Origin of the sequence: Roseibium algicola, assembly GCF_001999245.1 — a bacterium.
In the GTDB taxonomy this organism is placed as follows: domain Bacteria; phylum Pseudomonadota; class Alphaproteobacteria; order Rhizobiales; family Stappiaceae; genus Roseibium; species Roseibium algicola.
The window spans coordinates 1,668,818-1,681,817 of record NZ_CP019630.1 but is presented as its reverse complement, the minus strand read 5'-3'; the positions used below and the strand labels follow the sequence as shown (position 1 = coordinate 1,681,817).

Below are 13,000 nucleotides of genomic sequence, written 5' to 3'. Positions count from 1 at the left end.
TCACTCGCCGTCCCGGTCGAGGATACCTGCCGGATTGCCGGTTGCCTGCCAGTGCATGTAGAGCAGGGCGAGGGCACAGGAGGCGAGGCGGGCCCGGCTGTCGTCTGCTCTGCTCGTCAGCATGATGGGGACCTTCGCTCCGATCACCAGCCCGGCCGCTTCCGCGTGGGCGATAAAGGTCAATTCCTTCGCGAGCATGTTGCCCGATTCCAGGTTCGGTACGATCAGGACCTCTGCATGTCCGGCAACCAGCGAGGTGATGCCCTTGGTCCGGGCTGCCTGCACATCGACCGCATTGTCCATTGCCAGGGGACCGTCGACGATCGCACCGGTGATCTGCCCACGTTCGGCCATCTTGGAAAGAACCGCCGCATCGAGACTGGACGGGATCGCGGGGTTTACGGTTTCGATGGCGGACAGGACCCCGACACGCGGCATTTCCAGGCCTAGAGACAGGGCGGCGTCAATTGCGTTCTGGGTGATGTCGACCTTGGTGTTGAGGTCGGGCGTGATGTTGATTGCAGCATCCGAAATCAGGACCGGGGTCTTGCGGCCCGGGATGTCCATCACGAAGACATGGCTGATACGCCGCTTGGTTCTGAGCCCGCCATCGCGTTTGACCACGTGGTGCAAAAGATGGTCGGTGTGAAGGTGGCCCTTCATCACGGCCTTGACCCGACCTTCATGGACCAGCGCAACGGCACGGCCGGCTGCTTCCATTTCATCTTCGATATCGATCAGCTCATACGGACCGAGATCTTCGTCGAGTTCTTTGGCTGCAGCTTCAATCCGGCTCTTCGCGCCAATCAGAATCGGCATGATCAACCCCTCGCGGGCGGCCATCAAGGCACCTTCCAGCGAGTTGGGATCGTCCGGCGCTGCCACCGCGGTCGGCAAGGCAGGCAGTGTCTTTGCCAGTTCGATCATCCGGTTGAAGTGCCGGTGGCGCTGCACCAGGATCGCTGGAATGTCGCTGGAATCGAATTCGATAAGCTCTGTCGGCGCGGCGACTTCGGCAACGCCTTCAACAAGGCGGGTACCGTCTCCCCGTGTTACCGACATGTCGAACAGGACAATGTTGTCCGGACGTTTTTCGGTTGCCGTGACCCTGACATGCAGTTTGTCGCCGACCGCAGCTCCGCCCAGGAAGCGGAACGACTGCGCCTTGTAGATCGTGCCGGGCCCGGGAAGAATGTTGCCGAGCACCGCGGAGGCAAGCCCCCCGACCCACATGGCCGGTGCTACCGGTTTGTCGACCAGGCCATCGCCGGTCCAGTCCGTGTCGGGCAGATGTATCGGATTGTGATTGCCGGAAGCGTGCGCGAAAACCAGAAGGTCGTTGGAGGAGCATTCGCGGACGATTTCTGCGGTATCGCCGACCTTGATCTGATCGTAAGTCTTGTTTGTCGCCATCGGTTCAAAAATCCCATACTTAAAAGTGCATATTGCGACGCAGCATTCCGGAGCAGATTAGCCGGAATGTGCGACGTTACAAATACGGGAGTTAGCGTAGGCGCGTGGCCGGCCGATTGAAACGGGATCAGGTAACGTGAAACAGACACGTTCTGGCGCCGCAGTTCCCGTTTCCAAGACGTTGCGGGTTTATCTTCAGCAGGCCGGGCACTTGACGGTATCGGTCAATCGCGGGCGCAGATAATAGGTATCGCTCAGGTCGATCGAGGACGCCCTGGAAAAATACTCGGTAAAAAGACCGGAGAACGTTGGCACATAGTTCAGGTTGGTCTGCGTCACGACGATGGAAGTGTTCGCTGCGGCCACCGTGGCAGGCAGTTCGATCGGCGGTGTCGACCCTTCTGCCCACGGGCTGCCGCCTTTGGACGAATAGCTCCAGTCGACAGCGGGATCACCGTCCTCGTCGAAGGTTACACTGGCGACAATCGTTTCCAGATTGGTATCCGGATAAGGATCCAGGATCTTTCCACCCAGAGCCATCATGGCGCTCAGGTCGGCAGGGGTAATGGTTTGCGCCTGGGCCACAAGGTCGGCGACCGAGTTGGCTATGCGGCTGACCTTGCGGTCATAGTTCAAGGTGCCGGTGACCTCTTCCATGCCGATCAGCAGGATCAGCAGAAAAGGCAGGATCATCGAAAACTCGATTGCGGACACGGCGCGCTTGTCGGCGTGGAAGCTCCTCAGTCCGGCAAGCCGGCGCAGGAAGTGGCCGAAATGACGAGGCATCTTAGTTCCAGGGTTCATTTCGAAACACCAAGGTAGAGGTGAGATAGCGTTCGCTGCCATGATCGGCGAGGTTGAGCGACAGAAGCGACGTGATCATCGGCCACCTGTAGATGACGTTGACCACGACGATCTCGCCCGCACCGGCGTCTTCGTAGTTGGACTCTTCCTTCAGGTTGCCGTCTTCATCGTAAAGACTTTCGCCGGCGGATTTGGCCAAGGCAAAAGCATCGACCTTGTCGACGTCGACCACCAGGCGATCCAGTGAACAGAGGAAGTCTGGCAGGTTACCGCAAATCCGGGTCTTGAAGGTGGCAGCGTCATAACCGCCATCATGTGCCTGGCCGGTGCGGATTTCGCGGGACGCATTGATCACGGCATTGTCGACCATCCGGTTGACGAAATGGGACAGGCCCACCTCGATGATCCCGAAAACGACTGTAAAGAAGGGCAGGGCGATCAGTGCGAATTCGACGGCTGTAGCGCCACTGTCGTTCTTGCCGAAGGACGCACGCCCTCTTTTCCGTCTCGAGACGAGGAGCCGTTTCAACAAGCGCATTCGGTGACTACTCCGTTAGGGGACCCGTTACTGCTGCCCGCCGGCTGCCTTGGTCGCCAAATCATTGCGTGCGCTTGCCTGATCTGCGGTTTCCTTGAAGGCTTCAATCGAGTCCCCAAGGCGCAGGACCGGTTCGCATGCCGGATTGCAGGACAGCGATTCCCGCGAGGCCTTCCTGTATACGGAGACGACGTCATCATCCGACGCCTTCACCGTAATGACTTCGTCGACGATCGGCTTGTTGTCACCATCAAGGATCACGAGGTTTGTTGTGCCGTAGCTCTTGCCGGTAATGACGACGGTGTTCTGATCGAACATCGCGACATCCGCGATAAAGGGGTTGCCGACAATAACCGCTGCGGCGCCGTCCTCGATCCGAAAGACCTTGGCGCGATCGACCGTAACAAGCACAGGGCCGTCCTGTGCGACCGCAACGGTCGCGCCAAAGACAACGGCGAAAAGGCTTGTCCATCTGATTAGCTGCGCAAACATGCCTATGGATACTCCAATTGTGCATTTCCATAGAAGATCATGCGTCAAACGTGGTGAACGATCTGCTAACGACCCTGCGAAGGAAGTGTAAATGGATGTTCTTTTGCTTTTTCAGGGACAATTCTACGTTTGTTTTGCCTTTATTCGTGGGTACGTGGATATTTTTCTCCCTCGGTAAAATTTCAGAGGCGGGAAGAAAAATAGAAGTTCGGGGAATTAGCGTATAAGGCTGATCAATCCCAAAATAAAAACTAAGAAACAAACTGGACAAATCGTACAAGTGTGTAGATAATTCTATATGAGATCGAATTACACGTGTTTATATTAAAGTTTTTTGATCGTATTAACGAATTTTTATCTATACGTCTTGTTAACTATAGTGATAATTGCCAGCATTCTTTTTGTCTGGGATGGTAAATTTAACTGCTTGGAAAGCTCTCTGTCCTAGGGTGAGCCTATGTCCAATCGGACACAAAAGATCCGACGGACTTGAAGCTGTCAATTCAGTGGTACTTGGAGCAAAACACATGAAATCTCTTATCAACCGTTTCGTAAAAGACGAATCTGGCGCAACTGCAATCGAATACGGCCTCATCGCTGGCCTGCTGTCCATCGTCATCATCGGCGCACTGGCAGCAACCGGTACGTCCCTGAGCGCGATCTTCACCCGCATTCAGACACAGCTCGGCGTTGCAGCTACCGACATCGCTTCCTAAGCGTCGTCTGGCGGCTCAAGCTGCCAAACAGGTTGAACAAGAACGGGCGGTTTTTCCGCCCGTTTTTTGTTCTGCCGGGCCGTACTTCCGCGAAATGTTAACCTCTGCCCCCTAGCCTTGAGGGATCAGGTTTTCAACGAGACGAATGTTCCATGGTTCAGGCCGCAATTCTCGTCATTTTTCCGATGCTGGTCGCCTTTGGCGGCGCATCCGATCTGCTGACAATGACTATCCAGAACCGGGTTTCCCTGCTGCTGATTGCAGGATTTGCCATCCTGGCGGTCGCGACAGGCTTGCCGTTGCAAGCCTGGGGAATGCATGCACTCGCCTTTGCGGTCGTTTTTGCCCCTTGTTTCCTGTTCTTCGCGTTCGGATGGATGGGCGGAGGCGATGTCAAGTTCATCAGTGCGATTGCGCTCTGGATTGGTTTTTCGCACGAACTGCTGATGTTCGTTCTCTTTGTTGCTGTCTACGGCATGTTTCTGACACTGGGGCTTTTGGCCTTGCGGCAGAATGCGGTGGTGCCTTCCGTGCTTTATCGGCAGGAATGGTTCGCTCGTCTGCACGACAGCAAAAGCGGCATCCCCTATGGCATCGCAATCGCGATTGCCGGTCTTCAGGTATATTCCTCCACTTATTGGTTCGACCTCATTCGTTGAGGTCTTGTCCTGATGGGCTTTGGCAGGCGGGTCGAATCGCGCCTGGCCGATGACCCGTGGGTGTTCGATTCCCGGTATGGATCATCACTTTGAGGTGAGCCATTTGCCCCTGGTTGGCAAATGCTAGCCGGCGAACGGATTTTTCTGCTTCAGGGCGCCGTTATCCAATTTGTCTGCCCGCGTTTCTGACAAGCAAAAACAGTGTCTTTGAAGCTGTGAGACGGTGTTGTAGCTCAGTATTCGTTGCAGAATGCATCAATTTAATAAAGTGTTTAGTAAAGTTAACGAATATTAACCGAAAACATCCATATCTGATTAACCATGTTTTGACCAATTACCCCTCATCCTAGTCGGGAACAGCGCATGTGCGCATTGGAATATTGGGTTTTGGTCATGAAAATCGCGCGAATTTTCGTCCTGGCAATTGCTGTAGCGGCAGGCATCATCGCTTTCCGCATGGTCATGATGTCGGGCAACAAGCCAGCAGAGCCTCAGATCGTACAGGCACCTGCCGCCGAGCAGACCAAAACGCAGGTTTTGGTTGCCCAAAGGGATATTCCGCTCGGTGCCAAACTCACGGCGGACGACATGAGCTGGGCGAAATGGCCTGAAGATGCCGTTCCCTTCGGAGCCGTGACGAAAGAGGCATCGCCTCTGGCCAACGAGGAGTATGAAGGCCGAATCGCCCGGGCACCGATTTTTGCCGGTGAGCCCGTTCGCCCCGAGCGTCTTATTAATACCGACAAGGGCTTCATGGCGGCGATCCTGCCCAAAGGCAAACGCGCAATCGCCGTCAGTGTGGAAGCGGAAACAACGGCAGGCGGTTTCATTCTGCCGGGCGACAAGGTCGACCTGATCCTGACCCGCAAGTCGGATACGGGCGCTCTCAGCGAAACGATCCTGGAAAACGTCCGCGTCCTGGCAATCGACAGTACGACCGCAGGCGAGCAGGACCAAAAGAACCTGTCACCAAAGCGCACGGCCACACTGGAACTGACCCTGCCTCAGTCCGAGGTGGTCGCTCAGTCGCAGCAGATCGGCACAATCGCGCTTGCCTTGCGCAGTGCCCAGGATTCCGCAGATGACGCGGACGATGAGGGCGGTCGCCGCCGAGGTGTCAGCTACGTGAAATATGGCGTGACGAGCCAGGCAGGTGCGCAATGAGCCCGGTTGAAAACAGAACGTCCAGCAAGAGGGGCGCGATGAAAAACTATCTTCACAAGCTGGCTGCCACGGCTGTTTTGCTCGGAGGACTGATGGGCGTGTCGGCTCCGGCAGCACAGGCGGAAGGCAACTTCCCGAGCCAGGTCCATATCGCCGCCGGTGAACGGGCAACGGGCCGCATCCTGAACGTTGGGGTCGGCCGGTCGGTGGTGGTCAATCTCGCGGAAGACGCAGCCGATGTGCTGGTTTCCAACCCGGAAATCGCGGATGCCGTCCTCAGAACACCGCGCCGCATCTTCGTGATCGGCAATACCGCGGGTCAGTCTCGACTGGTTCTTTTCAGTCGCAGCGGCCGGGAGCTGGCCAGCTTCGACGTCCGTGTCGAAAAGGATACGTCCGATATTACCCGGATCATCCGGAAGCTTATTCCCGGTTCCAACATTTCCGCAGAATCGATCAACGGCAGTGTTGTGCTCAGCGGGACGACCAAAAGCACGCTGGAAGCCCAGCAGGCAGCGGATATCGCGGCGAAATTTCAAGGTGCCAAGGGCGCAAGCGAAGTCATCAACCTGATTTCCGTCGCCGGCAAGGATCAGGTTCACCTGAAGGTCACGGTCGCGGAAGTCGAGCGCTCGATCATCAAGCAGCTCGGAGTCCAGTTCCAGGGCACGATCGGCGTTGGCAATTTCACGCCCTTCATGTCCAGCCTGCCGAACTTTACCGTGAACCCTTCCATCGTGAACCAGGCAGTTGGCGGTACGCAGTTGTCTGCGGGAGCGACGAGCATCACCGCACAGGTGGAAGCCCTGCAACGCGAAGGGGTTATCCGCACACTGGCTGAACCGACCCTGACGGCAATTTCCGGCGAAAACGCAAGTTTCCTCGCAGGTGGCGAATTCCCGATCCCGATTTCCCAGCAGGATGGCGAGATCAGCGTCGAGTTCAAGAAGTTCGGTGTTGGTCTCGACTTTACACCCGTGGTTCTGTCCGAAGGTCGGATCAGTCTGCGCGTGAAGACCGAAGTCAGCGAACTGAGCAACGATGGCGCGGTCTCCGCAGGTGGGATCACCATTTCCGCCTTGAAGGTACGCCGTGCGGAATCAACCATGGAACTGCCGTCCGGCGGCACGCTGGTGATGGCCGGTCTTCTGCAGGAATCCTATCAGCAGGCGATCGAAGGTGTCCCGGGTCTGATGCAGATCCCGATCCTGGGCGCGCTGTTCAAGAGCCGCGACTTCCTGCGTGAGCAGACGGAACTGGCGGTCTTCGTGACGCCCTATGTGGTTCAGCCGGTTGCGGTCAGCAAGCTGCAGCGCCCGGACAAGAACCTGATGGCGCCGTCGGATGCCGAGACGATTTTCCTGAACCGGCTGAACAAGATCTACAACCCGACCGGAGCCGCCGCCGAAGGCATCTATCACGGTCAGGTTGGCTTTATCTACAAGTGAGAACGGACGGATGAACATGTCAAACACGGTCCGCAGCAAGACGCTCTCGCAAACCGCACTTGTGGTCTTTGGGTGCCTGATCGCAGCCGGCTGCCAGAACCAGTCGCAGAGCCAGCTTCTGGCGTCTCACGACTACAGGCTGATGCACCCGATCGTGATCACCGAAGAGCCGGAAACGCTGGATCTCCCTGTTGGACGCAACACGCGTAACATCAACGGGCCGATCGAAAGCACCATTGCCGCCTTTGGCCAGCAGTCCCGGCAAAAGGGCGATGGATCCGTCGAGATCCTGGTGCCGTCTGGTGGGGCCAACGAGGCAGCGGTTCATTCCATCACGCCAAAGATCCGTCAGGCATTGCAGCGCGGGGGCGTTTCAAGGAACAGGATCAGCACCCGAACCTACTCGGTGGGTGATCCCGGAGCGGATGCGCCGATCCGCCTGTCCTATGCGCGCATGCAGGCGACTGCGGGCGAGTGTGGGGCCTGGCCGAAAAACATCGGTGGTGGCTTCGGCGAAAACTTCAACTACGAGAACTTCGGATGTGCCAGCCAAGCGAACCTGGCGGCAATGGTCGACAATCCGTCCGACCTGATCACGCCGAGAGCATCCGATCCTTCCGATCAGGGCCGGCGTGCTGTGGTCATAGAAAAATACCGGAAGGGCGAAGTCACCGCGGGTGACTTCACCGAAGGTGTCGGCGCCGAAGTTGCCGAGGACTAGGGGATAGCTATGAGTGCCAACCCAGACTTGAAAGATATGTCCGGCTACATGGATCCCATTTCCGAGCCTGCGGATCACAACTACGCGGGCAGCGACGATGGTCTCCATATCGGCTCCATCCCGCGCATCACGGTGCACGGTTTCTGCCTGACCGATGCCACCATGCGGGTGGCCGAGGCCTCCATGGAAGATCGCCGCATGGCAAAGGCGCACCTGAAGCTGGATATGGGCGGTATCCCGGCGGCGATCGAAACCTTCGAACAGGCTCCGACACCGAACCTGATCATCGTTGAAACGTCCGGCAGGCGGGAAGACCTTCTGTCGAGCCTCGATCATCTGGCGGAATACTGCGACGCCGGTACAAAGGTGATCGTCATCGGCGATGTCAACGATGTCATGCTGTATCGCGATCTGATTTCCCGCGGCGTCAGCGAGTATTTGATCACGCCTGTCAGCGTGTTCCAGCTGATCGGCTCAATTGCCAACCTTTATGCCGATCCGGCGGCTGAGCCACTTGGCCGCACCATCGCGTTCTTCGGCGTAAAGGGGGGCTGCGGTGCTTCGACTATCGCTCACAACGGGGCCTGGGCACTTGGTCGCGTGTTCCAAAGCGAGGTCGTGGTGGCAGATCTGGATCTGCCATTCGGCACGGCCGGGCTGGATTACAATCAGGATCCTCTCCAGGGCGTTTTCGAGGCCGTGTCTTCTCCGGAGCGCCTGGACGAAACGTATCTCGATCGCATTCTGTCCAAGTGCAATGAGCACCTGAGCCTGCTGGCCGCACCGGCAACGCTCGAACGCACCTACGACTACAGCGAGAAGTCCTTCGACCTGCTGGTCGAGACAATGCGCGCCGGGGTGCCGAGCGTCGTGCTGGACGTGCCGCATTCCTGGAATGCCTGGGTCAAGAACACACTGCTTGGCGTCGACGAGATCGTGCTTGTCGCGGAGCCGGACCTTGCCAACCTTCGCAATGCCAAGAACGTTGTCGACATGTTGAAGCAGCTGCGGCCGAACGACCGCCCGCCGCATCTCATCATGAACAAGGTCAACGTTCCCAAACGCCCCGAGATCAAGCCGGAAGAATTTGCCGGAGCACTCGGCCTGTCGGTTCACGCGATAATCCCGTTCGAACCGCAGCTGTTTGGAACGGCAGCCAACAACGGACAGATGATTGGTGAGATTGACGGCAAGCACGCGATTGCGCGCGTGTTCGACGACCTGGCACACACCATCTCCGGCAAGGCCCAGCCCGTCAGGGCGTCCAGGTCGAGCCTCGGTGGTTTGCTTTCGAAACTGAAGCGGAAGGCCGGCTAGGCCGGCCTGAGAGCGGAGCAGATAGTTCGTTATGTTTGGTAGACGTGGCAGCTCATCGTCTGGACCCCAGACCCTTCGGCCAGGTGGCATACCCGGGTTGCAGGACACGCCTGCGCCGGCGGAACAGGCTAAACAGCCGGAACAACCGGCGCCGCAGAAGATCCAGACCGAGCCTTCCCAGCCGGCGGCCGCGCCGACACCTCCACCACCGCCTCCGCCGCCCGAGCCTCAGCCGGCTGCCCCGGCAGCGCGGAAAAAGAACAGCGAATATTACGAAACCAAGGCCCAGATCTTCAATGCGCTGGTCGAGGCGATCGACCTGTCACAGCTGGCTCGTCTCGATGCCGAAGATGCTCGCGACGAGATCCGCGATGTCGTGAATGACATCATCGCGCTTAAAAACGTGGTGATGTCCATTTCAGAGCAGGAAGACCTGCTGGAAGACATCTGCAACGACGTACTTGGTTATGGTCCGCTTGAGCCTCTGCTGGCTCGCGACGACATCGCCGACATCATGGTCAATGGCGCGCACACGGTCTATATCGAAACCTCCGGCAAGGTTGAGCAGACCGGTGTGACGTTCCGCGACAACGCGCAGTTGATGAACATCTGCCAGCGCATCGTGAGCCAGGTCGGCCGCCGCGTTGATGACAGCAGCCCGATCTGTGACGCCCGTCTTCCCGACGGCTCCCGTGTCAACGTTATCGCGCCACCGCTCGCCATCGACGGGCCGGCCCTCACCATTCGTAAGTTCAAACGTGACAAGCTGACGCTTGACCAGTTGACCAAGTTCGGCTCGATCACGCCGGAAGGGGCGACGATCCTGCAGATCATCGGCCGTTCACGCTGTAACGTGCTGATTTCCGGCGGTACCGGTTCGGGCAAGACGACGCTGCTCAACTGTCTGACTGCCTATATCGAGAGCACCGAGCGCATCATTACCTGCGAAGATTCGGCCGAACTGCAGCTGCAGCAGCCGCATGTGGTGCGCCTTGAGACGCGTCCGCCCAACCTGGAAGGGGAAGGCGAGATCACCATGCGCGATCTCGTCAAGAACTGCCTGCGTATGCGTCCTGAGCGGATCATCGTGGGCGAAGTGCGTGGCCCGGAGGCATTCGATCTCCTGCAGGCCATGAACACCGGTCACGACGGCTCCATGGGAACCCTGCACGCCAACTCCCCGCGTGAAGCCCTGTCCCGTCTGGAATCCATGATCACCATGGGCGGTTTCTCGCTTCCGTCCAGAACCCTGCGCGAGATGATCGTCTCGTCCATCGATGTGGTGGTCCAGGCGGCGCGTCTTCGCGACGGTTCCCGCCGCATCACCCATGTGACGGAAGTAATGGGCATGGAAGGCGACATCATCACCACCCAGGATGTCTTCCTCTACGACATTGTCGGCGAAGACCCGAACGGCAAGATCATCGGCCGCCACCGCTCCACCGGAATCGGTCGTCCGAAATTCTGGGAGCGGGCAAGATACTTTGGCGAAGAAGCCCGTCTGGCACAGGCACTGGATGCTGCCGAGATGCCTGAATATGTAGCTGATTGAGGACCCCATGTCCGGACTTGAAGAGTTTCTCACGCCTGAGATCACCGGCCTGGCCGTCGCCGCCCTGGTGATGCTTGCCGTTGGCGGCATCATCTACAGCCTGTTTCAGCCTGCTCTGTCCGGCTCCAAGCGGCGCGATCAGCGCGTGAACGCGGTCGCAGCGCGGCCCCAGAGCGAAAATCAGCGCAAGGCCCTTCGTGATGTCGACCGGCGCAAACGGTCGATCCAGGATCAGCTGAAGGAATTCGAGGTTCGGCAAAAGGCCAAGCAGGACAAGCAGCAGAAGGTCTCGCTGAAGGTCAAGATCGAGCAGGCCGGCCTGGCCTGGGAGACCCATCATTTCGTGATCTTCAGTATCGTTGCCGGTCTGGTCTTCCTGATCCTTGGATTGATTTTCAGCGGAAATCTGCTCATTGCGGCAGCCTTCGGTTTCGCCGGCACGCTGGGTTTCCCCCGCTGGTACGTTTCCAGCAAGCGCAAGCGCCGCTTCAACGCGTTTCTCGACGAGTTGCCGAACGGCGTCGACATCATCGTGCGCGGCGTCAAGGCCGGTCTGCCGCTCAGCGACTGCATCAAGGTGGTTGCCCGCGAAGCCCGCGAACCTGTCGCGACCGAGTTCCGCAAGATCACCGAAACCCAGATCATGGGGATTTCGCTTGCCGAAGCAGTCGGCAAGTTGCCCGAACGAGTTCCGCTGGCAGAAGCCAACTTCTTTGCCATCGTGGTTGCCATTCAGCAGAAGGCAGGTGGTGGCCTGGCCGAGGCATTGAACAACCTGTCCAAGGTGCTGCGCGGCCGCAAGGCCATGAAGCGCAAGATCAAGGCACTCAGCGCCGAAGCGAAATCCTCCGCCGGGATCATCGGTTCATTGCCGTTTTTCGTCGGTGGGATCATGTACCTCATTTCGCCGAACTACATTCTGGTTCTTTTCGAGACCACGGCCGGAAACATCATCATCGCTGGCTGCCTGTTCTGGATGTTCTGCGGCATCATGGTGATGCGCGCGATGATCAACTTCGACTTCTAGGAGACGACATGGATATCGATACCATCGCATCCAGTCAGTTTCTGGCAGCTGTTCTGGCCATGGTGGCGGTCACGGGAACCATCTTTTCCCTGGTGATGCCACTTCTGTCCCGCGACACGTTGAAATCGCGGATGAAATCGGTCGCGATCGAGCGCAACAAGCTGCGCGCCAAGGAGAGGGCCCGTCTTCAGGCAGCCCAGGCAGACGCAAAGGCTTCCCTGCGAAACCAGCCCAAGGCGCAGATGAAAAGCCTTGTCGACCGGCTGAATCTCAAGGAAGCGCTTTCCGATGAGAGCACGGTCGAAAATCTCAGAATGGCCGGCTACCGCGGTTCCGCACCGCTTTACTACTTTCTGGTTGCGCGCATAGCGTTACCTGTCGGTATCTTCGCCTTCACGGTGGCCTACGCATTTCTCGTGCTGCCCGACGACTTCCCGGCATTGTCGAAGCTCTGCTTCTGTCTGGGTCTTGCCGGCCTCGGCGCTTTCATGCCGAACATCTATCTGAAGAACAAGATCGACAAGCGCAAGCTGACCATCCAGCGGGCCTGGCCGGATGCGCTGGATCTCATGCTGATCTGCGTGGAATCGGGCATGTCCATCGAAGAAGGCTTCAAGCGCGTTGCGGAAGAAGTCGGTGTGCAGTCGGTTGAGCTGGCAGAAGAATTATCGCTCACGACGGCCGAACTGTCTTACCTGAGCGACCGCCGTATCGCGTATGAAAACCTGGCGAAACGCACTGGTGTCGAAGGTGTGAAGAACGTCATGATGGCGCTTATCCAGGCCGAGCGTTACGGTACACCTGTCGGCACGGCCTTGCGCACGATGGCGGACGACACCCGCGAGCAGCGCATGCAAATGGCCGAACAGAAGGCTGCATCCCTGCCGCCGAAGCTGACGGTGCCGATGATCATGTTCTTCCTGCCTGTGCTGTTCTTCATCATCATGGGGCCGGCAGTGATTCAGGTGATCAACACCTTCCAGTAGGCAGCAGGTTTGCTCTCCGGTGGGCTTATCGCCGGAGGCCCAGGGGTCTCTCAGCGACAACCGAAAACCGGATGCGTCAAACGCGCAAAAGGAGTGCCGATGTTGAGCAGCACTCCTTTGGTCGTTTTTCCAAATTTTCTGGATTTAATTCTGGCCCGACGCG

General features: G+C 58.0%; 13 protein-coding genes. 9 read left to right on the top strand and 4 right to left on the bottom strand.

What is annotated here, in order from left to right:
• From B0E33_RS07840 to B0E33_RS07825, 4 genes are all read right to left on the bottom strand, one after another.
• Window positions 1-1,413, bottom strand: a complete 1,413-nt coding sequence (locus B0E33_RS07840) for a bifunctional enoyl-CoA hydratase/phosphate acetyltransferase (protein WP_077290874.1) — start codon at window positions 1,411-1,413, stop codon at window positions 1-3.
• Between the two features lie 195 nt (window positions 1,414-1,608).
• Window positions 1,609-2,199: a hypothetical protein gene (locus B0E33_RS07835; protein ID WP_208997783.1), complete on the bottom strand. Its 591-nt coding sequence runs from the start codon at window positions 2,197-2,199 to the stop codon at window positions 1,609-1,611.
• A 1-nt stretch (window position 2,200) separates the two neighbouring features.
• Window positions 2,201-2,755 (bottom strand): TadE/TadG family type IV pilus assembly protein, encoded by a 555-nt coding sequence (locus B0E33_RS07830; protein WP_031268901.1) that lies wholly within the window; start codon window positions 2,753-2,755, stop codon window positions 2,201-2,203.
• Window positions 2,756-2,782: 27 nt separating this feature from the next.
• Window positions 2,783-3,247, bottom strand: a complete 465-nt coding sequence (locus B0E33_RS07825) for a pilus assembly protein N-terminal domain-containing protein (RefSeq protein WP_077290873.1) — start codon at window positions 3,245-3,247, stop codon at window positions 2,783-2,785.
• A 527-nt stretch (window positions 3,248-3,774) separates the two neighbouring features.
• Between B0E33_RS07825 and B0E33_RS07820 the strand changes: the two genes are divergently transcribed.
• The 9 genes from B0E33_RS07820 (at window position 3,775) to B0E33_RS07780 (ending at window position 12,837) form a co-directional block, all read left to right on the top strand.
• On the top strand, window positions 3,775-3,963 hold the full coding sequence (locus tag B0E33_RS07820) for a Flp family type IVb pilin (RefSeq protein WP_022999751.1): 189 nt from the start codon (window positions 3,775-3,777) through the stop codon (window positions 3,961-3,963).
• A gap of 152 nt (window positions 3,964-4,115) precedes the next feature.
• Window positions 4,116-4,622: an A24 family peptidase gene (locus B0E33_RS07815; protein ID WP_022999752.1), complete on the top strand. Its 507-nt coding sequence runs from the start codon at window positions 4,116-4,118 to the stop codon at window positions 4,620-4,622.
• A gap of 393 nt (window positions 4,623-5,015) precedes the next feature.
• Window positions 5,016-5,786 (top strand): Flp pilus assembly protein CpaB, encoded by a 771-nt coding sequence (gene cpaB / locus B0E33_RS07810; RefSeq protein ID WP_077293185.1) that lies wholly within the window; start codon window positions 5,016-5,018, stop codon window positions 5,784-5,786.
• Window positions 5,787-5,824: 38 nt separating this feature from the next.
• Window positions 5,825-7,234 carry a type II and III secretion system protein family protein gene (locus tag B0E33_RS07805; RefSeq protein ID WP_077290872.1) on the top strand — a complete coding sequence of 470 codons (1,410 nt, stop codon included), beginning with the start codon at window positions 5,825-5,827 and terminating at the stop codon, window positions 7,232-7,234.
• A 16-nt stretch (window positions 7,235-7,250) separates the two neighbouring features.
• Window positions 7,251-7,955, top strand: a complete 705-nt coding sequence (locus B0E33_RS07800) for a CpaD family pilus assembly protein (RefSeq protein WP_208993399.1) — start codon at window positions 7,251-7,253, stop codon at window positions 7,953-7,955.
• A gap of 9 nt (window positions 7,956-7,964) precedes the next feature.
• Window positions 7,965-9,272 (top strand): CpaE/TadZ family protein, encoded by a 1,308-nt coding sequence (locus B0E33_RS07795; RefSeq protein WP_062490512.1) that lies wholly within the window; start codon window positions 7,965-7,967, stop codon window positions 9,270-9,272.
• Window positions 9,273-9,303: 31 nt separating this feature from the next.
• Window positions 9,304-10,824: a TadA family conjugal transfer-associated ATPase gene (locus B0E33_RS07790; RefSeq protein WP_055657464.1), complete on the top strand. Its 1,521-nt coding sequence runs from the start codon at window positions 9,304-9,306 to the stop codon at window positions 10,822-10,824.
• 7 nt (window positions 10,825-10,831) lie between these two features.
• Window positions 10,832-11,851, top strand: coding sequence for a type II secretion system F family protein (locus B0E33_RS07785; protein ID WP_022999758.1), 1,020 nt, complete (start codon window positions 10,832-10,834; stop codon window positions 11,849-11,851).
• Window positions 11,852-11,859: 8 nt separating this feature from the next.
• The gene (locus tag B0E33_RS07780) at window positions 11,860-12,837 is read left to right on the top strand and encodes a type II secretion system F family protein (protein ID WP_022999759.1); all 978 of its coding nucleotides are present in this window, start codon (window positions 11,860-11,862) and stop codon (window positions 12,835-12,837) included.
• Window positions 12,838-13,000: the final 163 nt, after the last annotated feature.